Annotated in this window: 18 protein-coding genes; 6 read left to right on the top strand and 12 right to left on the bottom strand. The window is 74.4% G+C overall.

The genetic code is table 11. The features are described from left to right. Positions 1-26: 26 nt before the first annotated feature. Positions 27-1,022: a TetR/AcrR family transcriptional regulator gene (locus NQZ70_RS16515; RefSeq protein WP_165373996.1), complete on the bottom strand. Its 996-nt coding sequence runs from the start codon at positions 1,020-1,022 to the stop codon at positions 27-29. A 90-nt stretch (positions 1,023-1,112) separates the two neighbouring features. Here NQZ70_RS16515 and NQZ70_RS16510 point away from each other — a divergent pair, with 90 nt between their 5' ends. Further along, on the top strand, positions 1,113-2,465 hold the full coding sequence (locus NQZ70_RS16510) for a hypothetical protein (RefSeq protein WP_129575066.1): 1,353 nt from the start codon (positions 1,113-1,115) through the stop codon (positions 2,463-2,465). A gap of 59 nt (positions 2,466-2,524) precedes the next feature. On the opposite strand, the gene NQZ70_RS16505 is transcribed toward NQZ70_RS16510, so the two are convergent. From NQZ70_RS16505 to NQZ70_RS16495, 3 genes are all read right to left on the bottom strand, one after another. Continuing rightward, positions 2,525-3,730: an MFS transporter gene (locus NQZ70_RS16505; protein ID WP_129575065.1), complete on the bottom strand. Its 1,206-nt coding sequence runs from the start codon at positions 3,728-3,730 to the stop codon at positions 2,525-2,527. Between the two features lie 176 nt (positions 3,731-3,906). Then, positions 3,907-5,016 (bottom strand): Kazal-type serine protease inhibitor domain-containing protein, encoded by a 1,110-nt coding sequence (locus NQZ70_RS16500; protein ID WP_165373995.1) that lies wholly within the window; start codon positions 5,014-5,016, stop codon positions 3,907-3,909. 136 nt (positions 5,017-5,152) lie between these two features. Next, the gene (locus NQZ70_RS16495) at positions 5,153-5,878 is read right to left on the bottom strand and encodes a hypothetical protein (protein ID WP_129575063.1); all 726 of its coding nucleotides are present in this window, start codon (positions 5,876-5,878) and stop codon (positions 5,153-5,155) included. 125 nt (positions 5,879-6,003) lie between these two features. Here NQZ70_RS16495 and NQZ70_RS16490 point away from each other — a divergent pair, with 125 nt between their 5' ends. The 3 genes from NQZ70_RS16490 (at position 6,004) to NQZ70_RS16480 (ending at position 12,750) form a co-directional block, all read left to right on the top strand. Beyond that, complete coding sequence (locus NQZ70_RS16490; RefSeq protein WP_129575062.1) at positions 6,004-11,412, top strand: sigma 54-interacting transcriptional regulator; 5,409 nt, start codon at positions 6,004-6,006, stop codon at positions 11,410-11,412. Between the two features lie 305 nt (positions 11,413-11,717). After that, positions 11,718-12,182 carry a BON domain-containing protein gene (locus NQZ70_RS16485; RefSeq protein ID WP_237245353.1) on the top strand — a complete coding sequence of 155 codons (465 nt, stop codon included), beginning with the start codon at positions 11,718-11,720 and terminating at the stop codon, positions 12,180-12,182. 22 nt (positions 12,183-12,204) lie between these two features. Continuing rightward, positions 12,205-12,750: a DUF3341 domain-containing protein gene (locus NQZ70_RS16480; protein ID WP_129575061.1), complete on the top strand. Its 546-nt coding sequence runs from the start codon at positions 12,205-12,207 to the stop codon at positions 12,748-12,750. Positions 12,751-12,819: 69 nt separating this feature from the next. Here NQZ70_RS16480 and NQZ70_RS16475 read toward each other — a convergent pair whose 3' ends face one another. Beyond that, positions 12,820-13,419 (bottom strand): cysteine hydrolase family protein, encoded by a 600-nt coding sequence (locus NQZ70_RS16475; protein WP_129575060.1) that lies wholly within the window; start codon positions 13,417-13,419, stop codon positions 12,820-12,822. A 232-nt stretch (positions 13,420-13,651) separates the two neighbouring features. On the opposite strand from NQZ70_RS16475, the gene NQZ70_RS16470 reads away from it, so the two are divergent. Both NQZ70_RS16470 and NQZ70_RS16465 read left to right on the top strand, forming a co-directional pair. Further along, positions 13,652-14,617, top strand: coding sequence for a Ku protein (locus tag NQZ70_RS16470; RefSeq protein ID WP_129575059.1), 966 nt, complete (start codon positions 13,652-13,654; stop codon positions 14,615-14,617). 118 nt (positions 14,618-14,735) lie between these two features. Then, positions 14,736-15,959 (top strand): putative sensor domain DACNV-containing protein, encoded by a 1,224-nt coding sequence (locus tag NQZ70_RS16465; protein ID WP_129575058.1) that lies wholly within the window; start codon positions 14,736-14,738, stop codon positions 15,957-15,959. Positions 15,960-15,977: 18 nt separating this feature from the next. Here the strand turns inward: NQZ70_RS16465 and cheB are convergent, their stop codons facing one another. From cheB to NQZ70_RS16430, 7 genes are read right to left on the bottom strand one after another with little or no spacing between them, the layout of a single operon-like run. Continuing rightward, complete coding sequence (cheB, locus tag NQZ70_RS16460) at positions 15,978-17,012, bottom strand: chemotaxis-specific protein-glutamate methyltransferase CheB (protein ID WP_129575057.1); 1,035 nt, start codon at positions 17,010-17,012, stop codon at positions 15,978-15,980. Further along, entirely contained in the window at positions 17,009-17,839 is an 831-nt protein-coding gene (locus tag NQZ70_RS16455) for a protein-glutamate O-methyltransferase CheR (RefSeq protein ID WP_129575056.1), read from the bottom strand. Before NQZ70_RS16455 ends, cheB begins: the two co-directional genes overlap by 4 nt. A gap of 10 nt (positions 17,840-17,849) precedes the next feature. Continuing rightward, positions 17,850-20,207, bottom strand: coding sequence for a HEAT repeat domain-containing protein (locus tag NQZ70_RS16450; protein WP_129575055.1), 2,358 nt, complete (start codon positions 20,205-20,207; stop codon positions 17,850-17,852). Then, positions 20,204-22,741, bottom strand: a complete 2,538-nt coding sequence (locus NQZ70_RS16445; protein WP_129575054.1) for a methyl-accepting chemotaxis protein — start codon at positions 22,739-22,741, stop codon at positions 20,204-20,206. The genes NQZ70_RS16450 and NQZ70_RS16445 overlap by 4 nt, the downstream gene beginning before the upstream one ends. Then, on the bottom strand, positions 22,731-23,168 hold the full coding sequence (locus NQZ70_RS16440) for a chemotaxis protein CheW (RefSeq protein ID WP_129575053.1): 438 nt from the start codon (positions 23,166-23,168) through the stop codon (positions 22,731-22,733). Before NQZ70_RS16440 ends, NQZ70_RS16445 begins: the two co-directional genes overlap by 11 nt. After that, entirely contained in the window at positions 23,165-25,375 is a 2,211-nt protein-coding gene (locus NQZ70_RS16435; RefSeq protein ID WP_129575052.1) for a chemotaxis protein CheA, read from the bottom strand. The genes NQZ70_RS16440 and NQZ70_RS16435 overlap by 4 nt, the downstream gene beginning before the upstream one ends. Further along, entirely contained in the window at positions 25,372-25,755 is a 384-nt protein-coding gene (locus NQZ70_RS16430) for a response regulator (protein WP_129575051.1), read from the bottom strand. The genes NQZ70_RS16435 and NQZ70_RS16430 overlap by 4 nt, the downstream gene beginning before the upstream one ends. Positions 25,756-26,240 lie beyond the last annotated feature (485 nt).

Raw genomic sequence — 26,240 nt, 5'->3', positions numbered from 1 at the left:
GGGCGGCCGGGCAGGACGGGCGGCGATCAGCGCCCCTCCGACGCGTTGCGCGCCCGGTAAGCGCGCTGCTGGCAAGCCCGCGAGCAGTACGCCCGCGGCCGCCCCGTGGCGGGCTGGTCGATCGCGCCGCCGCACTGCGCGCACGTCGGCGCCTCGTCCTGCGGCGGGGCCTGGTCCGGAGTTTCGTCACGAACCTGCGCCGTGGGGCGTGACGTTTCGCGACTTTCGTCACACCGCCCAGAGCGCGACCGGACGAGCGCCTCGATGCCGTCGAGAACGCGCTGCAGGCCGAACAGGAACATCTCCTCCGTGAACGGGTGCTCGTCGAACGCGCCCGACCCCATCATCTTCGCCATCGTCGGATAGCGGGCCGGGTCGAAGAGCTTGTCCCAGAAGTAAGCGCGCTCGGACCACCACTGCTCGTCGGTGACGCCGGTCTCCTGCTCGGCCTCGGCCCGGTCCACCGAGAGCCGCCCCGCGCCTCGGGTGTAGCTGTCGACGAGGTGGACGGCGGCGAGCGCCTCGCGGTCGGTGAGGCCGATCCCGGCGACCGCGCGGAGCGTCGCCTCGTACGCCGCCATCCCCTTCGGCCCCATCACGGGGCGCACCGGCGTCACGTGCAAGAACCACGGGTGGCGGTGGTAGAGCGCCCAGTCCGCGAGCGCCGACGCCTCGAGCTTGGCCCGCCACCCCCCGGGGACGCCATCGACGAGGGACATCTCCCCCGCCGCGGTGTCCAGCATGAGGTCCAGGAGCTCGGCCTTGCTCGGCACGTACCGGTACAGCGACATCGTGGTGAACCCGAGCTTCGCGGCGACCCGCTGCATCGACAGCGCCGAGAGCCCCTCGGCGTCGGCGAGCTCGATCGCGGCCCGCACGATCTGATCGAGGCTCAGGCCGGGCCTGGGCCCCCGGCTCGGCCGCCTCCGGACCCCCCAGAGGAGCTCGAGGCTGCGCACGGCGTCGCCGCCTCCGCTGTACTCGGTCGCAGTTTTTCGTCGCCGCTTGGGTTTGACAGCCATTCAACAACTGCGTATACCACACACAATACCGTGTACGTCATAAACAGTTTGCTGGAGGTCCGCGTGATGCAGCACGACGAGAGGCGACCGATGCGATCGAAGACCCTGCTTTTCCGCGCGCGCGGCCTGGCGGCCACCGTGCCGCTCGCGCTTTCGCTCGGGTGCGCGGCCAAGGAGCCGGCGACGGCGCCGGAGCCGACATTCTGGGAGGACGTCGCGCCAATCACGTCATCCAAGTGCACCGCGTGCCATCAGGAGGGCGGGCTCGGGCCCTTCCGCCTCGACGACTACAGCTCGGCGAAGGCGCGCGCCGGCGCGATCGACGACGCCGTGCAGGGCGGCCACATGCCCCCGTTCCTCGTGGCGCACGACGGCTCGTGCGGCGACTTCAAGGACGAGGCGACGCTCACCGCCGAGGAGCTCGATATCATCCATCGCTGGGCGACCGGGGCGCGCGCCGAGGGGGAGCGCGCGGGCGCGCCGTCCCCCCCGCCCGTGCCCACGCTCGAGGGCGGCGTCGACTACATGACACCGCCGATCACCCCCGTGGCCGACCCCGCCGATCCCCTCGCGGCCTACGACGAGTGGCGGTGCTTTCCTGTGGACCCGGGCCTCGACACCGACCGCTTCATCACCGGATATCAGGTGACGCCCGGGGTCCGGTCCATCGTTCATCACCTCACGGTCTACCGGGTGACTCCCTCGGAGCCGTCGCTCGTGGAGGGCAAGACGAACCAGGATGTGATGACGGAGCTCGACGACGCCTCGCCGGACCGGCCCGGCTGGGAGTGCTTCGGCGGCCCGTCCGACGCGCTGCCGTTCCAGCCGCTGTTCGCCTGGGCGCCCGGGCAGAACGTGGTCGAGTTCCCCGGCGGCACCGGGGCGCCGGTCTCCTCGAAGGACCATTTCGTCGTCCAGGTGCATTACAACCTCCATGACCACGCGGGCGCATCCGCCGAGGACTCGACGCGCCTCCGGATCCGCTACGAGGACACCGTGGAGCGGCGCGCCGTGTTCATCGGGGACGACGGCTTCATGACGAGCCTCTTCGAGCCGGACGGCCCGGACACGCTGCCTCCCCGCCAGAAGGACGCCGCCTACACGTGGAAGAGGACGCGGGCGGAGCTCACGCTCGATCCGGCGCTGCCCCCGATCGAGGTGCTCGGCGTGATGCCGCACATGCACGAGCGCGGGCGCACCTTCGATATCCGCGTGACGTCGGAGGGGCAGGAGACCTGCATCGCGCGCGTGGACGACTGGGACGTCCACTGGCAAGACGTGTATTGGTACCGCACGCCGCCGCTGCTCGACCCGAGCTCGTCGCTCCAGGTGACATGCACCTTCGACACGCGCGACGCTCAGGCCCCCGTGCTGCCCGGGTGGGGCACGCAGAACGAGATGTGCAATGCGAACCTCCTGGTCGCGCTGCCGATGACGCCCTGACCTCGCGACCGCCGCCTCCCCGCGGTCCCCCGGAGGAGCGCAGGTCGCCGCGCAGCCCCTCAGCCCCCGCCGGCCGCGCCGTTCGCCGCCCGCGCGGACCCGGCCCACAAAAGGCCGAGCGCCGCCGCCGACATCGCCCCGCCCGCGGCGCACACCCCGATCCACCCCCAGCGCGTCCAGGCGGCGGTGCCGAGCCACGCCCCGGCCGCCCCGCCGACGAAATAGGTGGTCATGTAGATCGTGTTCATCCGGCTGCGCGCCTCGGGGCGCAGCGCGTACACGCGCGCCTGGTTCGAGATCTGGTTGGCCTGCGCGCCCAGATCGAGCAGCACCACGCCGAGCGCGATGCCCGACAGCCACCCTCCGAGCAGCCAGAGCACCCCGAACGACGCGAGCAGCACCCCGAGCGCGAGCGCGTTGATCCGGCGATCGCCGCGCACGTCGGCATAACGGCCCACGAGCGGCGCCGCGGCGGCGCCGGCCACGCCGACGAGGCCGAAGAGGCCCGCGACCTGCGGGCCGTGGCGCGCGGGCATGCTCTGGAGATAGAGCGCGAGCGTCGCCCAGAAGGCGCTGAAGGCGCCGAACGAGAGCGCGCCGAGCGCGGAGTGCAGCCGCAGCGCAGGCTCGCTCCGGGCGAGGCGCCCGAGCGAGCGCACGAGCTCCGGATACGACATCGCCGCGGCCGGCGGCTGCGCCGGCAAGGCCAGGCGCAGCACCGGGCCGAGCGCGATCATGAGCCCCGCCGCCGCCCAGAACATCGCGCGCCACCCGAGGTGCGTGCCGACGACGCCGGCCACCGTGCGCGACAGGAGGATGCCGATGAGCAAGCCGCTCATCACCATCCCCACCACGCGCCCGCGCTGCTCGTCCGGCGCGAGCTGCGCCGCGAACGGCAAGATCAGCTGCGGAACCACGCTGGTGATGCCCACCGCGAAGCTCGCCGCGATGAGCCACGGCAGATCCGGCGCGAGCGCGGCGCCGCACAGCGCGAGGCTCGCCAGCGCCGCCATGACGACGATGAGCCGCCGCCGCTCGTGGCTGTCGCCGAGCGGCACGAGGAGGAGCATGCCCGCCGCGTAACCGACCTGCGTCATCGTCGGCACGAGCCCGAGCGAGCCGCCCGCGCCGCCGAGCTCGCGGGCGATGTCCCCGAGCAGCGGCTGGTTGTAATAGAGGTTCGCGACGGTGGCGCCGGCGACCGCCGCCATCAGCCAGACGAGCCCGCGGCGGAGCGACCGGGAGGGCGAGGAAGAGGTCTGCATGGGGAAAGGGAGGGCAGCGCAGGCATACGCCGCGTGCCCTCCCCCATCAATCGCACAACCCCGTCCGGCCGTTCCTGATCCGCCGGACGCGGGCTGCCCCCCGGGGACGAAGGGGCGAATCACCTACCGATCCGGCGCCGCGGGGGCGCGGCGCCGCCGGCCCCCGCGATGCTCCCTCACCGGCGCGGGCACTCGCCGCGGAGCGCCACCGAGACGCCCGCCGCGTGCGCGTTGCACGCGTTGCTGTACGTCTTGTCGTCGCAGCCGCAGACGGGGTTATAACTGTCGTCGCAGACCTCCGGGATCGTCTCGCAGACGCCCGTCTGGTCGGCCGCGCCGCAGATGGCCTCCAGGCTGTAGTTGCAGAACTCGCCGGGGTCGCACGCGAGGCCGGCGAGGCCGCCGCAGTGCTGCACCTCGGAGGCCGCGCACTCGCCGCGCGACGCCACCGACACGCCCGCCGCGTTCGCGGCGCACGCGTTGCCGTAGGTGTTGCCGTCGCAGCCGCAGACCGGGTTGTACTCGAACGTGCACGCCCCCGGGATCGGCGCGCAGGCGCCCGGCAGATCGGTCGCCCCGCACGCGGCCTCGGGCGCGAAGTCGCAGAAGAACCCGGGCTCGCACGCCGCGGCGCCGCGGGTGCCGCACACCGCTCCCGGAGCCGACCCGCACTCGCCGCGCGACGCCACCGACACGCCCGCCGCGGCCGCCATGCACGCGTTGCCGTAGGTGTTGTCGTCGCAGCCGCAGACCGGGTCGTACTCCTTCGTGCACCCCTCCGGGATCGGCGCGCAGACGCCCGTCTGGTCGGCCGCGCCGCACATGGCGTCGGGCGCGTAGTCGCAGAACTCGCCGGGGTCGCACGCGAAGCCGGCGAGGCCGCCGCAGATCTTCGCCGGGGGCGGCTCGCACTCGCCGCGCGACGCCACCGACACGCCCGCCGCGTTCGCGGCGCACTCGTTGCCATACGTCTTGCCGTCACAGCCGCAGACCGGGTTGTACTCCTCCGTGCACGCCTTCGGGATGCGCTCGCAGGTGCCCGTCATGTCGAACGCGCCGCACATGGCCTCGAGCTCGTAGTCGCAGAAATAGCCCTTCTTACAGCTGAGGCCGGCGAGGCCGCCGCAGGCGCGGCCGTGACCGCCGCCCGACACCTCCTCCGAATTTGTGCCGGTGTCGTCGCCGGCCACCTCGACCTGACAGCCCACCGTGAGCGGGATCATCGACAGCGCGAGCCAGAGAACGGAACCGATACGGCTGCTCTTGATGCGATTCTGAACGTTCATGATGTTCCTCCAACACACGGCCTCGCCGCCGCCGGCGAGGCGATAGACATGCACGAGCCCCTCCCCTCCCGAGGAAGGGCGCCCTTGCGCCGCGCGCGAGCGCGGCGCGTGATCCGTGGGTCGCTTCCCCGACCGATCAGTCGGGGAGCGTGAGCGTCAGCGCGCGGCGCCCGGGCTCGGGCGCCGTGACGTCGAGGAAGAGCACGTCCTCGCGCTCCTCCCCGTCACCGTCCGCGCGCACGGTGACGACGGTGGACCCGCCCGGCGGCACCACGAACGGCGCCTCCGGGCTGACGCTGAACGGCGCGCCGCCGCGGCGCAGTCGAGGCGCCTCGATGGACACGTCCTCGGCGCACGCGTTGCGGACGACCACGTCGCGGGAGCCGCCTTCGGCCTCGAACGTGACCCACGCGCCCGGCGTGAGCTCGAGACACGGCAGGTGATCGAGCGTCTTCTCGGTCGAGCTGGGCCCCGCGAGCCGCAGATCCGCCGGCTCCGACCGGAGCTCGCCCTGCTTCACCTGCATCCGCAGGACGTGCTCGGTCCGGGCGAGCACGGTGGCGATGAAGCTCCCGTCGGGGTTCACGTCCGCGACCACCGGCGCGTCGAGGGTGTCGAGGTTCGTCACCACGATCACGCCCTCCGCCGGCCTGACCGCGCCCGGCTTCCCTTCGAGCGCGATCTGGTCGCCCAGCACCATGACCTCGTCCTTCACGCCGACGAGCGCCCCGTCGAGGATAGGATCGTGGACGGGCGGGCTCGGCTGCGGGCTCACGACACAGCCGCCGAGGAGCACCGCGAGGAGCGCCGAGACGACCGCGCCCCGCCGGTCCCCGTGTCTGCCTGTAGTCCGCATCGCCATGCCCGAGCCTAAAGCAAACCTGGTGCCGACGGAAAAACATCGGAAATCGTCTTGAAATCGCAGGCGAAAGTGTCTCATCGATCGTCTCACTGTCTCAGGTGGCACATCCGTGAGACACTGCGCGGATGATCCCAGCCGAAGGGACCCTGGTCGCCCGCCGCTACCGCCTGATCCGCCCGCTGGGCCGGGGGGGGCTGGCCACGGCGTGGCTCGCGCGCGACGAGGCGCTCGGCCGCGACATCTGTCTCAAGCTGCTCGGCCGCGCGCGCAGCGCGGAGCGGGCGGCGTTCCGCGGCGAGTTCAGGATGCTGGCGGGCCTGTTCCATCCCCACCTCGTCCGGGTGCACGACTTCGGCATGCTCCGGGAGACCGGCGAGCCGCGCTTCTACTTCACGTCGGAGGCGGTGCTCGGTGCGCCGCTCGACGCGTACGTGACGGGCCGGCGCTTCGAGGAGGTGCGGGCCGCGATCGTCGACGTGCTCGACGCCCTGCGCTTCCTCCACCGGGCGCGCATCCGGCACGGCGACGTGAAGCCGGCCAACATCCTCGTCGACGCGTCGGGGCGCGCGGTGCTGATCGATCTGTCGTGCGCGGCGCGGGTCGGCGAGCGGCCCGACGACGGGATCTCCGGCACGCAGGGCTACGTGGCGCCCGAGGTGATCCGCGGCGAGGCGGCCGACGGGCGCGCGGACCTGTTCGCGCTCGGCCGCACCCTCGGCGCGATCGCGCCGCTGCTCGCGGAGCCGCTGCCGGAGGCGATCTCCGCGCTCGCCGAGCGCCTCGTGCGGCCCGAGCCGCGCGACCGCCCGGCCGACGCGGGCGAGGTGCTCGACTGGGTGGGCGCGTCGCCGCGCGCCCTGGCCCCGCCGCCGCCGGAGCCGCCCCACCTGGTCGGCCGCGACGCCGAGCTCGGTGCGGTCGCCGAGGCGCTCGCCGCGCTGGAGCGCGGGGAGAGCGGGCCGCGGCTGTGCGTGATCGCCGGGGAGCCCGGCTGCGGGAAGAGCCGCCTCCTGCGCGAGGCGAAGTGGAGCGCGGAGCTCAGGATGGAGGCCGTGGAGGGGTTCGCGCGGGCCGGGGCGCAGGTGGGCTCGGTCCGCTCGATGCTCGGCCGCGCGACCGGGGAGGAGGCGCTCCCCGCGGGCGCGCTCGGCGCGCTGCGCGCGCACGAGCGCCTGACCCGGGCGCGGTCGGGCTCGGGGGCGGAGCCGCTGGTGCTCGTGCTCGACGACGCCGACGAGGTGGGCGGGGCGGACCGGGAGATGCTCGAGGCGCTGGTCCGGCTGCTGGGTCCCGACGATCCGGTGCTGCTCCTCGCGGCGGAGCGCATCCCGCACGGCGGGGGCCGGGCGCCGCTCGCCGCGGTGGCCGCGGAGGCGGGGCGGAGCGCTCGCGAGGTCGCGCTGCCGCCGCTCGGGCGCGAGGCGGTGCAGCGCTGGATGGACGCCATCGGGCTGGGCGACGCGACCGAGGCGGTGCTGCGCGCGAGCGCCGGGTGGCCCGCGGATCTGGTGGTGACCGCGGGGCGGCTCGCCGAGAGCGGGGACCTCGCGGGGCTCGACGCGACGACGCCGGGGGCGAGCGCGCGGTACGCGCTGCGGCTCCGGGGGCTCGGGCGGCCGCTGCGCGACGCGGTGGCGACGCTGGCCGTGCTGGGCGGCGCGGCGGCGGACGAGGCGCTGCCGTCGCTCGGGCTGCCGGTCGCGCACCTCGCCGAGCTCGCGGCCCGCGGCGTCGCGGCGCGCTCGGCGGGGGGCTGGACGCTGACGCGGGCGGGGCCGATCGCGGCGCTCCTGGCGGCGCTCGGCGGCGAGGCGGTCCGCGCGGCGCACGCGCGGGCGGCGGCGGCGTTCCCGGCGCGGGTCGAGCAGCAGGCGCTGCACCTCGCGCTGTCGGGCGACACGGCGGCGGCCGAGCGCCTGTTCCTCGGGCGGCGCGCCGAGCGCGAGGCGGACCCGGGGGCGTGGGCCGCGGCGGCCGAGGCGCTGCTCGAGGCGGCCACGGGGGCGGAGACGCGGCTCGAGATCGCGTCGACGCTCCAGCGGGGCGGGCGCGCGGCGCGGGCGCGCGAGGTGCTGGAGCAGCTGCTCGCGGAGGGGCAGGCCGCGGCGCTCGGGGCGCGGCAGGGGCCGGCGCTCGTGCGGCTCGGCGCGTGCCTGCTCGAGCTCGGGGATCCGACGGCGGCGCTCGCGCGGCTCGAGGAGGCGGAGCAGGGCTCCGGGGAGGCGCCGTCGTTCGCGCCGCGCGAGCGCGCGTGCCTCGCCGATCTCGCGAGCCGGGCGCTGTTGAGGCTCGGGTCGCACGCGGAGGCGCGGGCGCGGGCGGAGCCGGCGCTCGCGTGGTGCGACGAGCCGGAGGTGCTGGCGAGCCTGCACGAGGACGTGGGGGTCGCGGCGAGCTACCTCGGCGAGCGGCGGCTCGCGGGGCTGCACCTCGGGCTGGCGGCCGGGCTGCACCGGGACCGGCGCGCGCCGCGGGCGCTCGTGCGCGCGCTGTCGTACCAGGCGATCGACGCGTTCCGCGCGGGGGAGGTCGAGGCGGCGCTCGTCGGCTACCGGCAGGCGCTCGCGACGGCGGAGGAGCACGGGCTCGGGGATCTGGTGGCGCGCTGCAGCCTCAACGTGGGTACGGCGTGCCACCAGTCGGGCGAGCTGGGGGAGGCGCTCGCCGCGTACGAGCGCGGGGCGCGGCTCGCGTCGGCGCTGGGGCAGGCGGACCTGGTGCTGGTGCTCGATTTCGATCTGGCGAAGCTCTGGGCGGACGTGGGGGCGTTCGAGCGGGCCGGGCGCGTGGCGTCGCGGGTGGAGACGGAGGCCGCGCGGCGGGGGGCGCCGTTCTTCGCGGCGGCCGCGGCGTCGGTGCTCGGGGACTGCGCGCTGGCGGCCGGGGATGCCGAGGAGGCGGCGCGCTGCTTCGAGCGGTCGCGGCGGGGGTTCGAGGCGCAGGGCGCGCAGCGCGAGGTGGTGGAGGAGGAGCTGGAGCTGTGCCGGGCGCACCTTTCGCGCGGGGCGCTGGGCGACGCGCGCGCGGCGCTGGCCCGGGCGCGCGAGCACGGGGCGGTGCGGGAGGCGCCCGACCTGGGGGCGCGCGCGGCGCTGCTGGAGGGGCGGCTGGCGCTGCTCGACGGGGACGGCGGTGAGGGGGGCGGCAACCTGGGTCAAGCGGGCGCCGAGCCGGGGGAGCCCAACCTGGGTCAGGGCGGGCTCAACCTGGGTCGGCCCAACCTGGGTCGGCCCAACCTGGGTCGGCCCAACCTGGGTCGGCCCAACCTGGGTCGGCCCAACCTGGGTCGGCCCAACCTGGGTCGGCCCAACCTGGGTCGGCCCAACCTGGGTCGGCCCAACCTGGGTCGGCCCGCCCCCAACCCCGGTCAGCTCAACCTGGGTCGGCCCGCCCCCAACCCCGGTCAGCTCAACCTGGGTCAGGGTCAGCCCAACCCCGGTCAGCCCGAGCCCGCCCTCAACCTCGGTCAGCTCAACCTGGGTCAGGGTCAGCCCAACCCCGGTCAGTCCGTCCTCAACCCCGGTCAGCTCAACCTGGGTCAGCCCAACCCCGGTCAGCCCGCCCCCAACCCCGGTCGGCCCAACCTCGGTCAGGACCTCGCCGCGGCCCGGGAGCTCCTCGAGCGCGCCCTCGGCCTCGCCGAGCGCGCCGCCCAGCCCGACCTCATCGCGGACGTCCGCCTGGCGCTCGCCGACGCCGCCGAGCTCGCCGGTGAGCCCGAGGCCGCGGCGGCGCAGCGGCAGCGCGCCACCGCCGCCTGGACCGCCATGGCGCGCTCGCTGCCGGAAGCCCTCCAGCACGCCTTCTGGATGCACCCCCGGCGCCGCGCCGCTCGGCCCGCCCCGGCCGACGCCGCAGCCCCGCCCGGGGCGGCCGCCGGCCCCGCGGCGCAGCCCGCGACCGAGCGCGCCGCCAAGCTCGAGCGGCTCCTCGCGATGTTCCGCAAGCTCAACTCCTCCGTCGAGATCGCCGACATCCTCGCGATGGCCATGGACGCCGCGATCGACCTCACCGCCGCCGAACGCGGCTTCGTGCTGCTCGAGCAGCCCGGCGGCGAGCTGCGCGTGGCCGTCGCGCGCAACGTCGACCGCGAGAAGGTCGGCAGGAGCCACCTCAAGTTCAGCTACAGCATCGCCGAGCGCGCCATCGCGGCGCAGGAGCCCGTCGTCACCGTGGACGCCCAGGACGATCCGCGGTTCCGCGAGCACGCGTCGGTGCACGCGATGCGGCTCCGCTCCGTGATCGCCGTGCCGATCCGCTCGCCGGACGGCGTGCTCGGCGCGCTCTACCTCGACAACCGCTTCCGGCGCGCCCGCTTCGCCCCCGCCGACGTCGACCTGCTCCTCGCCTTCGCCGACCAGGTCGCGCTCGCGCTGCGCAACGCGCGGCTCGTCGACGACCTGCGCCGCCGCACCGTGGAGCTCGAGGCCGAGCGGCGCCGCGTCGAGGAGCTCCTGCGCGGACAGGCCGCCGAGATCGATCGGCTGCAAGAGGAGGTGCTCGTCCGCCAGCAAGCCCTGGAGCACCGCTACGACTACGGCGCCATCGTGGGGCGCGGCCCCGCCCTCCGCGCGGTGTTCGCGACGCTCGACCGCGTGGTCGACACGCCGGTCAGCGTGCTCGTGACCGGCGAGAGCGGCACCGGCAAGGAGCTCGTCGCGCGCGCCATCCACTTCGCCGGCCCGCGCAAGAGCGGCCCGTTCATGGGGATCAACTGCGCCGCGCTCCCCGCCGCGCTGCTCGAGTCCGAGCTCTTCGGCCACGTCCGCGGCGCGTTCACGGGGGCCGACCGGGACCGGACCGGCCTCGTGGTCGCCGCGCGCGGCGGGACGCTGTTCCTCGACGAGCTCGGCGAGATGCCGCTCGAGGTGCAGGCGAAGCTGCTCCGGGTGCTCCAGGAGCGCGAGGTCCGCCCCGTCGGCAGCGCCGAGGCCGTGCGCGTGGACTTCCGCCTCGTCTGCGCGACGAACCGCGATCTGCTCGCCGAGACCGCGCGCGGGCGCTTCCGCGAGGACCTCTACTACCGCGTCGCCGTGGTGCAGATCCGGCTGCCGCCGCTGCGCGACCGGCTGGAGGACCTGCCGGAGCTCGCGCTCCATTTCGTGCGCCGCGCAGCGGAGCAGCTCGGCCGCCCGGCGCCGCAGCTCTCCCGCGAGGCGCTGCGGCGGCTCGGCCAGCACGGCTGGCCCGGCAACGTGCGCGAGCTGGAGAACGTGATCACGAAGGCCGTCGTGCTCTGCGACGGCCGCAGGATCGGCCCCGACGACGTGGACCTCCCGCGCGCGCGCGAAGGCGGCGGCCGCGGCGCGCCCCGCTCCCTCCCCGACGAGCGCGCCGCGCTGCTCGCCGCCCTCGAGCGCACCGGCTGGAACGCGCTGCAGGCGGCGCGCGACGCGGGCATGTCGAGGGCGACGTTCTACCGGAAGCTGCGGCGGCTCGGAATCCAGCGACCCGCAGGGTCTCCGGCAGAGCGCCCGACCGAGCGCTCGGCAGAGCCCCCGAGCGGCGGCCCGACGAGCGCCCGCGGCGACTGAGCACCTCCGCCCACATTCCTTATCCGCCGCAGGCGACCTCGCGCGGCTCGGTTTCGTCCGAGAAGGCAAGTTCTCCTGAATTTGACGCGGCCGGCACGGGGCAGTTCGCCCCACCTGAGGCACTCCGGCCTTCGTCATTCATGAGCTCGCTAGCCGCTCCGCGTCGCTCTCGCGCCGCGCGAGCGAGCCGCCCACGATGCGGCGCAGAAAAAAGACAACTCATGTTCAGGGGTAACGGCGTCCATGTTCCGCCCTGGCCACAGCCGTGGACCGACAGGCGCTCTCGGCCCGAGGTGGCCCGGCGCTTGCGACAGGGTCCGGGCATGAACACAGCGAAACTCTTCCTGCTGATGTCTCTCTCTGTCGCTGCCGCGGTTGGCTGCGACAGAGCAGAAGGCACCACTCGTTCGGACAACAACACCGCGACGGTGCCGGGCGAGGTCGCCCAGAGGGCGAACAACCCCACGCCCGCGGCCGCCGACAACACGGACAAGAACGATCGCGATCGCGATCCCGCCGCGCTGACCCCCGGGGATCAGGGCGAGAACGAGGCCGATCGCACGATCACGCAGAAGATCCGTCAGGCGGTCGTGGCGAACGACACGCTCTCGATGACCGCCAAGAACGTCAAGATCATCACCAACGGGCAGGTCGTCACGCTGCGCGGCCCGGTGAAGAGCGACAAGGAAAAGGCTGACATCGAGGCGGTCGCCAAGGGGATCCCGGGCGTCCAGCGGGTCGACAACCAGCTCGAAGTTGACGTTGACTGAACCAGTCTGAAAGGAAGACACCATGGCAACGAAGAAAGCGGTCCTGGGCCTCGTGAGCACGCTCGCTCAGGCAGACATCATCGTCGGTGAGCTCCAGCGCGCCGGCTTCATGACCAGCGATATCTCGGCGCTGTTCCCCGACAAGCACGGCACGCGGGACTTCGCGCACGAGAAGAACACGAAGGCGCCCGAGGGCGCGACCGCGGGCGCCAGCGCCGGCGGCGCGATCGGCGGGACCATCGGCCTGCTCGCCGGCATCGGCGCGCTCGCCATCCCCGGCCTCGGGCCCTTCATCGCGGCCGGCCCGATCATGGCCGCGCTGAGCGGCGCCGCGGCGGGCGCGGCGGTCGGCGGCGTGACCGGCGCCCTCATCGGGCTCGGCATCCCCGAGGTCGAGGCCAAGCAGTACGAGGGCAAGATCAAGGGCGGCAACATCCTGATCTCCGTCCACGTCGAGAACAGCAACGAGCGCGCGCTGGCCAAGCAGGTCCTGGAGCGCGGCGGCGCGACCGACATCGCGGTCCTCACCGAAGAGGGCCTCTCGTCGAAGCAGCGGGCCGTCGCCTGAGCGTGACGCCCCTGCGGGACACATGACCTCGGGCAGCTGCCCGTCCGACGCCCGGTCCCCCCCAAGGCGTCAGGCGGGCAGCCGCTCGAGGTCGACCTCGTCGGACGGCGCGATCTCGGCCTTGAGGAAGCGCTGCATCTGGCGGAGCGCGTAGCGGTTGTCCTCCTCGCTCTCCGAGGCCACGCAGTCCGACGGGACGACCAGCCGGTAATCGCGCATGTAAGCGTCGTTCGCCGTGAACAGGACGCAGATGTTCCCCGCCATGCCGGTGAGGATCAGCGTCTGCACGCCGAGCGACTCGAGCAGGATCTCGAGCGTGGTGCCGTAAAAGCCCGAGTGCTTGGGCTTGAGCACGAAATAATCCTCCTCTCCGGGCCGCAGCAGCGCCGCGATCTCCCGGCCGCGGACGCCCTCTCCCAGGCAGTGCTCGATCTGCCGGTGGAAGTTGGACTGCCAGCGGCCGAAGTTGTCGTTCACGTAGACCGCGGGGATGCCCGCGTCGCGACACCGCTGCTTCAGCGCCCGGATGCGGTGCGCCATCGGGAGGGCGTGGGCGAGCAGCTGGTCCCCTTCCGGGAAATCCAGGTCGTTGATGACGTCGATGAGGAGGAGCGCGGTCCGGCTGTTGTCCGGCGCAGCTCCGTGGAGGTCGTGGGTCCGCCGCGGCATAGAGAGGGTGGGTTATACAGCGGGCCAGGGCCAGCGGGGCAGCAATCGCCGCTCCGCTCGGTCCGCTGTGGCGAAACGCGACGCCGGCCGCGGCGGCGCCGCAGCGCGGCCGGCCTGGAGCGGCCTGGACGTGCGCGGCGCGCGGGACCTCCGGGACCGCGCCGTCGGCCGCTGGCTTGCATTGCCCCCCGACACGGACCTGAAACGGACCTCTCGGGTCGAAGGAGAGCGCATGCCTCGCAGCATCTGGAAAGGGAGTATCAGCTTCGGGCTCGTGCAGATCCCGGTCGCCCTCTACCCCGCGGAGGAGCCCAACGAGCTCCACTTCACGCAGCTCGACCGGCGCAACATGACGCCGATCCGCTACGAGCGCGTGAACCGGGAGACGGGCGAGCCGGTGAGCTGGGACGATATCGTCCGCGGCTATCCCTACGAGAAGGGCGAGTATGTGGTCATGTCCGACGAGGACCTGCGCCGCGCGAACGTGGAGGCGACGCAGACCGTGGACATCCTCGACTTCGTCGACGCCTCGGAGATCGACCCGATATACTACGAGAAGCCGTACTACCTCGCCCCCGCGTCGACGAACAGCAAGAAGAAGTCGTCCGTGACGGCGTACGTGCTCCTGCGCGAGGCGCTGCGGAAGACGGGGAAGGTCGGGATCGCGAAGGTCGTGATCCGGACGCGCGAGCACATCGCCGCGGTGCGGCCGCACGGCCGCGCGCTCGTGCTGAACCTGCTGCGGTTCGCGCACGAGCTCCGCTCCGATGAAGAGCTCGACCTGCCCGAGATGGATGTCGACGCAAAGGGGCTCGGCAAGCGGGAGCTCGAGATGGCCGAGCGCCTCGTGGCCGAGATGGCCACCGAGTGGAAGCCGGAAAAATACAAGGATGAGTACCGCGACGACGTGATGAAGATGATCGAGAAGAAGGTGAAATCCGGTCAGACCACGACGCCCGCGGAGCCAGAGGAGGAGGAAGAGCACCGCCGCGACACCGGCACGGTCGACCTCATCGCGCTGCTCAAGAAGAGCCTCGGCCAGAAGGGCGCGAAGGTCGCCAACGACGCAAACGACGCAAACGACGCAAACGACGCAAACGACGCAAACGACAACAAACGGGCCGAGAGCGCCGGCGCGAAGCCGCGAAAGGCGGAGTCCTCGAAGCGAAAGGCGAGCGGCTCTCGCCGGGCCGCGTGACGCCGCGCGACGTGGGCGGACCGCGCGCCGCCGCGGCGCTCACCGCCGGGGCGGCGGGCCGAGCCCGCATGCAGCCGTCGGCCTGACCGTCGACGGCGCTGGATGGTATACCGAGCTCATGCGCCTCAAGTATCCTGCGGATGTCACGGCCGCATTTCTCGATCTGCAGGAGCAGCCCCAGCTCACGGCGCAGACGCTCTCGTGCAGGGGCAAGGTCGACCCGGGCGCGGCGCCGCCGCCCCCCTTCGCCGCCGTCCTCACCGAGCTGATCGAGACGATGTTCTTCGCGTCCATGGCGACCGAAGAGGGGCGGCTGAACCCGGTCGGCGTCGTGTTCGCCGGGAGCCTCGCCGACCTCGAGCTCGACGAGCCGGCCTGGGATCTCGTTCGGTTCGGCTCCGCCGTGGCGTTCGACGTGGAGCACGTCGCCAACCTCGCCTCGGCGTGCGCGTGGCCGCGCTCCTTCCTGTCCGTGGTGCCGCAGGACGGGTCGCTCGTGATCGCCGGCATCGCGACGCCGCACAGCCGGCGCTCCTTCGAGCTCGATCAGCTCGTGCGCGTGGTGGTGCCGAAGCCCGGCGTCGTGGCCGTGTACCGCGGCGAGTGGGAGATCGTCCGCTACGAGCGCGGCGCCGTGCGGACGTGGATGCCGAAGAACCGGCCGCAGCTCGACTCCATCGAGCGGGCCGTCGTCCGGGACCTCGCGAGGCCGCACGGCCGCCGCGTGAGCAAGTATCTCCTGCGCATCGTGGAAGGGATGGTCGAGCTCGGGCGCGGCGGGCTCCTCGTCGTGCTCGGGCCGGGCGAGGGCCTGCCGCAGCTGTTCGGCGAAGAGGGGAATCCGTTCGACACCGAGGTCAAGCGGCTGGATCCCGCGCTGTGCCTCGGCTCGGCCATCCTCGAACTCTCCGTCTCCGCAGCGCGCGAGAGCCAGCCGCCGAGCGAGCCGCGGCAGGCAGACGGGAAGAAGCCCGCGGTGGAAGGGGCGGCGCGCGGCCCGAACCACGGGTTCAAGAGCTCCGAGCGCCTCAACCGGCTGCTCGACCTCATCGTCCGGCTGACGACCGTCGACGGCGCGGTGGTGATGAGCCACGGCCTCGACGTGCTCGCGTTCGGCGCGAAGCTGCCCCCGCCGCGGTCGATCATCTCCGAGGTGTACGCCGCGACCCCGGACCAGCGGATGGACGTGAGCCTGAGCCTCGACGCGCGCGGCACCCGCCACCGCGCGGCTGCGGCGTTCGTGGCGGGGTACCCGGAGCGGATCGCCTTCATCGTGTCCCAGGACGGCAACGCGGCCACGTTCCAGGAGATCGAGGGAAAGGTCGTTTACTGGCCGCTGTGACGGGCCGGCCGCCCGGCGTCAGAGGTGCCGCAGGATGGCCGCGGGCATCTCGTCGATCGGCGCCTCGGCCGCGGCGAGCCCGGCCTCCAGCACGCGGCGGGGCATGCCGTGGACGACGCAGGACGACTCGGCCTCGACGAGGATCCGGCCGCCGGCCTTGTGGATCGCCCTCGACCCCTCCAGGCCGTCGTCGCCCATGCCCGTCAGCACGACCCCGAGCACGCCCGACCCGAACTCGGCGGCGGCGCTCGAGAAGAGCAGATCGACCGACGGGCAGTACGGCGATGCCCTGGACGCCTCCGCGAAGCGGACGCTGGCGCGGTCCCGGTGGCGCCGGACCTCGAGGTGCGTCCCGCCGCGCGCGATGACCGCGAGCCCGGGCCGGAGCTGGAGATCGTCCGAGGCCTCGACGACCGAGAGGGCGCTCGCGTCGTTCAGGCGGCACGACAGGGACTCCGTGTACCCGGCGGGGATGTGCAGCGCCACGACGATGGGGACCGGGAAATCGCCGGGCATCGCCGCGAAGAGCCGCGTCAGCGCCTGGGGGCCGCCGGTGGACGTGCCGATCACGACGACGCGCGCGCGCGGCAGCGCGGGGATCGCGCCGGGCACGGGCGGCGGCTGCGGGCGCGGCCCGTCGCGGTGGACCCGCGCCTCGGCCGCGGCGAGCACCTTGCGGACCAGCTCGTCCGAGAGCTCGAAGAGGCGATCGGTCGCGAGCGACGTCGGCTTCTCGACGAGATCGACCGCGCCCTGCTGGAGCGCCCTGACGCCGAGCTCGCTGTCCGCCTCGGAGTTGCTCACGACGACGACCCGCGGGGCGCCCTCGCGCGGCAGTGACGCGAGCACGCCGATGCCGTCGAGGTTCGGCATCACGAGGTCGAGCGTGACCACATCGGGCTTGTGCCGCGCGATCTTCTCCAGCGCGTCCAGGCCGTCCATCGCCGTGTCGACGACCTCGATCGCGGCGTTCGCGCCGAGGACCTGCCGCAGCACCTTGCGCACGAAGGCGGAGTCGTCGACAACGAGCACGCGGACAGCCGGGTTCTTCATCGCGCGGTCTTCCGGTAGAGAAACACGCCCCCCCGCTCCTCGCAGGCGAGCGCGGTGCCAAGCCGCAGCAGCGACTCGGAGATCCCGACCAGGAGGGCCCCGTCCGCGGCGAGCGCCCCCGAGAGGTTCGTGATCACCCACCGCGCCGTGTTGTCGTGGAAGTAGATGAGCACGTTGCGGCAGACGATGACGTCGAACTGCCCGAGCGACGCGACCTCGGACGCCTCGAGCAGGTTGATCCGCCGCCAGTCGATCGCCTCCTTCAGCTCGGCGCTCACGGCGACCCGGTCGGGCGTCACCTCCAGCCACCGGGTGGCGAAGGGGGGCGGCGGGGCGTTGCTCCGGAGCGAGCGCGGCCCGTACACCCCGGCCCGGGCGCGCGAGAGCGCCCGCGCGCTGATGTCGCTCGCGACGAGATCGACCTTGCCGAGCAGGCCCCGCTCGGCGAGGAGCATCGCGATCGTGAACGGCTCCTCCCCGGTCGAGCATGCCGCCGACCAGATCCGCGGCCGCTCCCCCGCCAGGGCGCGCGGCGCGACGAGCTCCGCGACCGCGACCTCGAGCTGCGCGAGCTCGCGGAAGAAGTACGTCTCGCCCACGACCAGCGCGTCGATCAGCGCGTCCAGCTCGGCCGCGCCCGCGGGGTCGTAGCGGAGGAAGTAGTAGTAATCGAGCAGCGAGTCGAAGCCGGCGTCGAGCGCGCGCACCGAGACCTTGTCGCCGAGCAGCTCGCGATCCCCCGCGTCGTAGTGGATGCCGATCTTCTCGGCGATGAGCGCGCTGAAGATCGCGAAGACCTGCGGCGAGATGGGGAGGCGGCTCGTCATACCCACGGCGTCATGCCCACTGCGAGAGGACCGACGCGGCCACGCGCCGCACCTCCGGGTCCGGATCGGTCCGCGAGGCGTGCTCGACCGCGGCGAACCCCTCCCGCGTGGCCACCGCGGCGAGCGTCGTGGCCGCCGCCTTCCGCGCCGGCGCGGAGGCCAGGCCGAGCGCCTCGAGGAGCGCGGCGTGCCCCGCGGGCTGCCGCATCCGCGCGAGCGCCGCGGTGAGGACGGGCGAGAGCTCGTCGTCCGCCGTCCCGAGCGCCTCGAGGATGCCCTCGACGCGCCCCGGCACCGGCGTGGACAGCGCGGCGAGGAGCGAGCCCTGCGCCGGCGAGGCCGCGAGCAGCGCGATGAGGCTCCGCGTCGCCTCGACCCCGGCCCGCCCCGCGATGAAGCCGGTCGCCGCCGCGCGCACGCTCTCGTCGGGGTCGCCCGCCGCGCGCACGAGCGCCGGCAGGACGTCGGGCGACGAGAAGCCGGAGATCGCCGAGACCGCGACGAGCCGGGTCGCCACGTCCGGCGACGAGAGCGCGCCGAGCAAGGTCGGCAAAGACTCCGCCCGCCCGGCGATGCCGAGCCCGATCAGCGCCGAGCGCCGCATGTCCGTGTCGCTCGCCTGGGCCGCCTGCTCCAGCGCCGCGAGCGCGAGATCGCCCTTGATCGCCGACAGCGCCTCGATCGCCGCCACGCGCACCTGGCCGCTCTCGTCCCGGAGCCGCTCGGCGATGAGCCCGGCCGCCGCCTCGCACCCGAGCTTCCCCAGCGCCTGGCAGGCGAAATAGCGGACCCACGCGTCCTCGTCGCCGAGCCCCGCGAGGAGCGCGTCGACGACGCGCGGCGCCCGCTGCGACTGCCCGAGCGCCCGCATCGCCACCGCCCGGACCCGCTCCGACGCGTCGGCGGCGAGGGCGGCGAGCGCGTCGAGCGCCTCCGGCTGCGCGAAGGACGCGAGGCCGTGGATCGCGCGCTCGCGCGTCCGCAGGTCGGGGTCGCGGACGCCGTCGAGGAAGATCGGCAGCGCCGAGGCGGGCGCGAAGTAGGCGAGGATCCGCAGGGCCGTCCGCCGCACGGACGGGGTCCCCTCGCGGGCCGCGGCGATCGCGAGCGCCTCGACGTCGGGGCCGCCGAGGCACTGGATCGCGGTCGTCGCGGCGTGGACGACGCGGGGGTTCGGGTCGTCGAGGAGCCGGAACAGCGCGCCCGCCGAGCTCGGCTCCGAGATCCGGGCGAGGGCGTCGCACGCCGCCGCGCGGACCTCCGGGTCCGGATCCGCGAGGCAGCGCTCCACGTCGCCCGCGGCCGCGGCGCCCCGGACGAGCGGCAGGAGCAAGAGCCGGCGGGAGCTGTCGCCGTCGCGCAGCGCCGCGAGCACCCGGGAGTCGGCGCTCCGGGAGAGCTGGAAGAGCGCCTCCGCCGCGGCGCTCGCGACGGGGGGCTCGGCGTCGAGCAGGCGCGTCAGATCGAGCAGGACGTCTTCGCCCCCGATCGCGCCGAGCACGCTGCAGATGAGGACCTGCTCGGCCGTATCCGCCCCGGCGAGGCTCTGCGAGAGCCGCCGCGCCGCGCCGGGCGCCGGCGCCTCGCCCCGGAGCGCCTCGTCGATCGGCCCGGCCGTCCCGTAGCGCTCGCGGTATCGCTCGCGCAGCTCGGCGAGCGCCACCGCGGCGACGCGCGCGACCGCGTCGCTCGGGCGCCCGAGCAGGCGCATCAGCGACGCCACGGCGCTCCGGCTGCCGGTGCGGCCGAGCGCCCGCGCCGCCTCGAGGAGGTAGCGCGGGTCGTCGAGGAGGGCCGAGAGCGGGCCGATCGCGCGCGGGTCGCCGCTGCGGCCGAGCACGTCGATCGCCGGGAAGACGCGGAAGAAATTGCCGCTCGTGACGGCGCTCACGAGCGCGTCGACCGCCGATCGGCCGCCGACCCGGCCGAGCGCCTCGATCGCGGCGACCGCAACGTTGTCGTCGGCGTGCGACGTGAGCTCCGCGAGCCGGGGGACCGCCTTCGCGCTGCTGCGGCGCCCGAGGATCTGCGCCGCGTCGGCGACGATCGCGGGGCGAGGGTCCCGCGTCAGCGCGAGCACGGCGTCGTCGACGTCGCCGAGCGACGCGACGAGCGCGTCGACGTTGGCGGCGACGCGCGCCTCGCTGTCGCGCCGCGCGGAGAGGCACGCGCAGAGCGGCCCCACGGCCGCGTCGCCGAGCGCGGCGAGCGACGCGACGACGGACCGCCGCACGGTCCAGCTCGGGTCCGCGAGCATCTCGATGAGCGCCGGCACCCCCGCGGGCCCGGACGCGGCGAGCCGATCCACCTGCTCGACGCGCTGCCGCTCCGCGTCCGAGACGGAGAGCGCGGGGCGCCGGGAGATCACGAGGTCTCCGGCGGGGCGTGGGGCAGGCCTCCGTTCGCCCTGAGGTGCGCGACCGCGGCGGCGACCCCCGCGACCGCGTCCGCGTGCTCGGCGCTCGCGTGCCGGATCCGGCCGACCTGATCGAGCACGTGGCCGGCGTCGGCCGCGACCGCGCCGGAGTCTCGCGCCTGCCGCGCCGCGGCGGCGGCGACCTCCCGGACCGGCTCGCGCAGACGGGCGAGCGACGCGGCGTGCTGCTCGCTCCGGGTCGACAGCTCGGCGGCCGCCCTGACGACGCCCTGGAGCGACGCCGCCTGCCGGCCCGCGCCCGACGCGAGCGCCGCGACGGACTCGGCCTGATCGGCCACCGCGCGCGCCGTCTGCTTGGCGATCCGGCGCACGGACTCCCCCTCCTTCGCGAGGGACGCCGTCGCCTGGGTCTGGTCCGCCGTGGCGGAGGTCACCGCCGCCGCGAGCCGCGCGACCTGGCGGGCGGACGCCTCCAGCTGCTTCGCGGCCCGCGCCTGCTCGCCGATCCCCCGCGCCGACTGGGCCGACAGCTTCCGGACGTCGTCCATGGCGCGCGCGACCTCGGTCGCGCCGCCGGCCTGCTCCGCGAGGCCGGCGACCATCCGCTGCGACGCGCCCGCGGCCTCCTGCGTCAGCGCCGTGACCCCGGCCAGGGCGCGGGTCTGCTCGACCATGGCGGTGCTGGTCTGATGCGTCAGCGAGCGCATCTGCGCGGCGACCTTCGCGAGCTGCGACGCCCCCGTCGCCTGCTCCTCCATCGCCCGCGACACGCGCTCGGCGCTCGACGTGAGCTGCCCGTTCAGCTTCACGGCGTCGCGCAGCGCGCGCGCCTGCTCGGCGGTCGCCTCCTTCGTCTGCCGGGCCATGCGCCGCATCTCGGCGCTCCCCTGTGCGAGCGCCTGGACCGCCTTGGTCTGCTCGGCCGCGGAGCGCGCGACCGCCCTGCCCTCCTCGCTCATGCGCATCGCGGTCTGCGTGAGGGCGCCCACCGCCTGCACCTGTTCGCCGTTCGCCCGGTCGATGTCGCGGATCGAGCGGCCGAGCTCCTCGACCCCCTGCAGGATCGACGCGAGCGCCCGGTCGGCGTCGCCCGCGAGCCGGGTCCCCTCGTCCGCGACCTTCACGCCCTCGGTCGAGGCGGCCACCGCCTCGCGGGCGCTCGCCTGGAGCGCGCGGACGATCTTGGCGATCTCGGCGCTCGAGACGGCGGCCCGGTCCGCGAGGTTCCGGATCTCCTCGGCGACGACGGCGAAGCCCCGGCCGTGCTCCCCCGCCCGCGCGGCCTCGATGCTGGCGTTGAGCGAGAGCAGGTTCGTGCGGTCGGCGATCAGGTTGATCGTCTGGACGATGTCGCCGATCTCCTCGGCCCGCTTGCCCATCTCCTTCATGACCGACGCGGAGTCGACCATCGCCTGCCGGATGCTGCCGAGGCCGGCGATGGACCTGCCCACGGTGGCCGCGCCCTGGCGCGCGGTCGCGACGCCCTGCTCGGCGGTCGTGCGCGCGGTCTCGACGATGGAGACGATCCGCCGCGTGGCGGCCTCGACCTGCGACGAGGCGGCGGCGTTGCCGGCCGCGAGCCCGCTGATCTGGTCGGCGCTCTGCGCGACCTGCTGCGCGGTCCGCGCGAGCTCCTCGGCGGCGACCGCGTTGGCCTCGATGGTCGCCGCGTTCTTCTCGGCCGTTGCCGCGACCTCCTCGACCGAGCTCGCGATCTCGGTGATCGTGCTCGCGGTCGACGACGCGCTCGCGTCGAGCGCCTTCGCGCTATCCGCCACCCCGCGGATCGACCGCGCCATCTGCTCCGCGGTCGCGGCGGTCTCCTCGACCGCGCTCGCCATCTCGGTGGCGTCGCGCGAGACGCGGTCGAGGGAGCCGCTCACGCCCGCGACGGCGCCGGCCATGGTCGAGATCTGCGACCCGACCCCCCGGGCGTCGGCCGAGAGGCGCGCGATGCCCTTCGACATCTCCTCGATGGTGGCCCCGATCTGCTCGAGCGCCGCGGCGCTGCTCTCGCCGCGGGCCGCCGCCTCCTCGGCGGCCCCGCTCGTCACCGAGACGGAGCCGAGGAGCTCCTCGCTCGACGACGCGAGCTCCTCGGCGCTGGCGCTCACCGACTTCACCGAGCGGGCGATCTCCTCGAGCGCCGCCGCGGTCGTCTCCGCGGAGCCGGCGAGCGCCTCGGCGTCGCCCTTGACGCCGGCGAGCGCGGGGGCGACCGCCCCGAGGCCGCTCGTCATGCCCTCCGTGCCCTGCGCGACCTCGGCGACCGCGTCGCTGACGCGCTGCCCCGACCGCGCGAGCGCCTGGGCCGCGGCCGCCGCCTCCTCGATCTCGCCCGCGAGCGCGCCCGCCGCGGCACCCTGCTGCCTACCGGCGGCGGCGTGCTCGGCGCCGGCGGCGGCGAGGCGCGCGGCCGCCTGCTCGACGCCGGCCACGGCCGTGATCGCCTGACGGAGCGAGCGCTCGGTCTGCTCTGCCCGCGCGAGCGCGCCGTCGATGTCCGCGATTGCATCAACTGCCATGATCCTGCTCCTCACCGATGATCCTGCCGACGTCGACGAGCATGACGAGCCGCTTCCCGAGCTTCGCGACCGCCCGCACGAACCCGGCGCTCTCCTCCGCCATGACCTCGGGGGGCGCCCGCAGCTCGTCGGCGGCGATGTTGACGACCTCCCGCGCGCTGTCCACGAGGAGGCCCACGGTGCGGCCGCCGCGCTGGACGACGATGACCCGCGAGTCCAGCGTGGGCTCCACGGTGGGGAGGCCGAACCGGGCGCGCAGATCCACGACCGGCACGACGCGGCCGCGGATCTGAATGAGGCCGCCGACGTACGGCCGCGTGCCCGGCACCCGGGTCGCGCCGGTGAACGACTCCATGTGGAGCACGTCGGCCGCCGAGATCGCGTACTCGGTGTCCGCCACCTTCAGGACCACGTGCAGGTCGCTCATGAAGCCACCCGGACCAGGCCCGCGCGGCCACCCTGGCCGGCGGAGAGCCGCCCGCTGAGGCTCACGAGGTCGAGGACGAGCGTGGGGCGGCCGTCGCCGAGATCGGTCGAGCCGGACACGCCCGGCACCTTGACGAGCGGGTCCTCGAGCGGCCGCACGACCACCTCCTGCTGGCCGAGCACGCGGGTCACGCCGAAGGCGAAGGGCGCGCCGTTGCGCCGCACGACGAGCGCCCGTGTCGCGGACGAGGCCCCGAGCTCGAAGAGCGCGCCGAGGTCGACGAGGGGCACGACCTCGCCGCGCCGCTCGATCAACTCTGTACCGCCCCGGGCGTGGCCCGGGGCCGGCAACTCTGTACCGCCCCGCCCGCGGCCCGGCGCTGGCAACTCGGTACCTCCCCGCGCGCGGCCCGGCGCTGGCGACTCGATACCTCCCCACGCGCGGCCCGGCGCTGGCAATTCTGTGCCGCCCCGGGCCGGGCCCAGGGCCGGCAGCTCCGTACCGCCCCGGGCGCGGCCCGGCGCCGGGCCGCGGAAGATGCGGGCCGCGTCGATCTCCATGACTTCCTCCACGCCCGCGACGGGCGTCACGAACGGCTGGTCTCCGCACAGGAAGGAGAAGGCGTCCACGATGGTCAACGTGAGCGGGATCCGGAGGGTGAAGGTGGTGCCGGCGCCGCGCGCCGTGCTCACGGAGAGCTCGCCGCCGAGCTGCTCCACGGCGATGCGCCGCACGATGTCCATCCCGAGCCCGCGGCCGCTGGTCTTCGTCGCCTGGTCGAGCGTGGACAGCCCGGGCAAGGTGATGAGATCGAGCAGCGCCGCGTCGCTGTCGGGCGCGGGGCGGCCGGCCCGCGCCGCGACGAGCGCGCGGTCGATGCCCCGCCCGTCGTCGGCGACGCTGAGCTCGAGCTGGTTGTTGGAGCGCTCGAAGCAGGAGACCCGGACGACGCCCTCCTCGGGCTTGCCCAGCCGCCGCCGCTCCGCGGGCGGCTCGATCGCGTGATCGACCGCGTTGCGGAGCAGGTGCACGATCGCCGGGAAGATGCGCTCCGCGACCGCCTTGTCGAGCTCCGCCTGGCCCGCGTCGATCTCGATCCGCACCTGCTTGCCGGTCGCGCGGCCGAGGCCGCGGACGACGAGCGGCACGCGCTCGAGGAGCTCCGTCACCGAGATCATCCGCGCGCGCATGATGGCGCCGCGGAGGTCGCGCAGCTGGCGGTCGTGCTCGCGCAGGATCTCCGCGAGGTCGCGGATGTCCACCCCGCGGGCGCGCAGATCGGCGGCCGCCCGGGCGAGCCGGAACCGCGTGACGACGAGCGCCGACAGCTTGTCGAGCGCGTCGTCGAGGCGCGCCACCTCGACGCGCACCACGCCGCGGAGCTGGGGCTCCCGGTCCGCTGGCTCCTCCGGCTCGGCCTCGGCCAGGGCCGCGACGGCCAGCGGGACCGGCGGCGCCACCGTGAGCGGGCGGACGCCGTCGGCGCCCGCGGCCCGCGCGATCTCCTCGTCGGGCGCGCTCGTGAGGACGAGGAGCGCGAAGGCGATGCCGCCCGGCGCCCTCTCGCTGGCCGGGACCGAGAGCGGGACGACCTTGACGATCTCGGCGAGCTTGCCGACGCGCTCGCGGACGGTCGTGATGTTCATCCCCTCGGCCGTGCGCGCCGGCGACGGGACGAAATCGACCCGCAGCGCGCGCCGGCCGGCGGCCACGCCCTGCGCGAGCTGCACCCGCTCGCCGGGCCCGAGCTTCGCGAGGATCTCGGGGTCGGCGCTGATCGTCGGCGCGGGGGGCGACGGCGCGGCGGCGAGATCGAGCGCGGAGAGCGCGTCGAGGAGCGCGGGCGCCGCCGGCGGCACCGGCTGCTTCCCGGCGAGGGCGCGGGTCCGCTCCTCGATGGCCCGGAGCCCGCGGAGCAGCACCTCGATCGACGGCGCGGAGAGGCTGCCAGCCGCCCTGTCCACCGCCCGGAGCACGGTCTCCATCGCATGGGCGATGTCCACGATCGGCTCCACGCCGACCATGGCGGAGAGGCCCTTGATGGTGTGAAGAGCGCGGAAGAGCTCGCGGATCGCCCGCGGGTTCGACTCGCCGGCGCGGAGGGCCGCCTCGGCGGCGAGGAGGTTCGCGGTCGACGCGGAGAGGTGCTCTTCCACCTCGACGAGGTAGCCGGCCACGAACTCGTTCACGTCGAGCGCGTCGCTCATCCCGCGCCCGCGACACGCTCCCCGAGGAGCGCTCGCACGCTGGCCAGGATGGCGTCGGGCGTGAACGGCTTCGTCATGAACTCCGAGGCCCCCGCGCCGAGCGCGCGGGCCCGCGACTCCTCATCGCCCCGGGTGGTCACCACCAGAATCGGCAGGCTCCGCAGCTTGTCCTGGCCCCGGATGAACTCGATGACCTCGAGCCCCCCGATATCGGGCATATTCAGGTCGAGCACCACGAGATCGAACGGCCTGAGCGAGAGCGTCTCAATCGCCTCGAGCCCGCTCGCCGCGTGCGCGAACGTGTACTGCTCGGCCCGCAGGCAGGCCACGATCATCTCACGCATTACCCTGCTGTCGTCGACGACGAGGATCTCTGCCACAGCGACACTCGGCCGAGGGCATAGCTGGCCCGCGTGCTGGGTGTCAATCGCGCGCCGGAGCGAGCCCGAGCGAATCAGGGAAATCCCGTCGGACCGGCCCCGAGGATCACGACGCGCAGACGAGGAGCGCACGTTCGGGTCTGCGCCGGCTGCGCCGCGTCCGTCCGGCATCGGCGCCGAGGGGCGCTCGCTCGGGCCAGGGCGCGCGGGGCGGCGCAGCGCCGCGCGCCGCAGCCCGCGCGCGGCCGTCCGCAGCACGCGGCGCCCGGCTCGGCGATCGCCGCGCGCGGCAAACCGGAGAACCCGCGCGCGGCCCAGAGCGGCGGAGGCGCGCATCGAGGCGCCGCGAAGCGGCGGAACGCGACAGCGCGCTTTTCCGCGCGTGGGGCTTGCGTCGATGTGGGCTCTCGATCAGATGAGACTGGGCGGTAACGACTCGCGGAGAGCCAATTCCCCTCCGCGCCCCGGTTTCAACCCGGAGAGCG

Origin of the sequence: Sorangium sp. So ce836, assembly GCF_028553905.1 — a bacterium.
Classification (GTDB): Bacteria; Myxococcota_A; Polyangia; order Polyangiales; family Polyangiaceae; genus Sorangium; species Sorangium cellulosum_D.
Note: the sequence above shows the minus strand (reverse complement) of the source record. Positions and strands in the feature narration are given on the sequence as shown.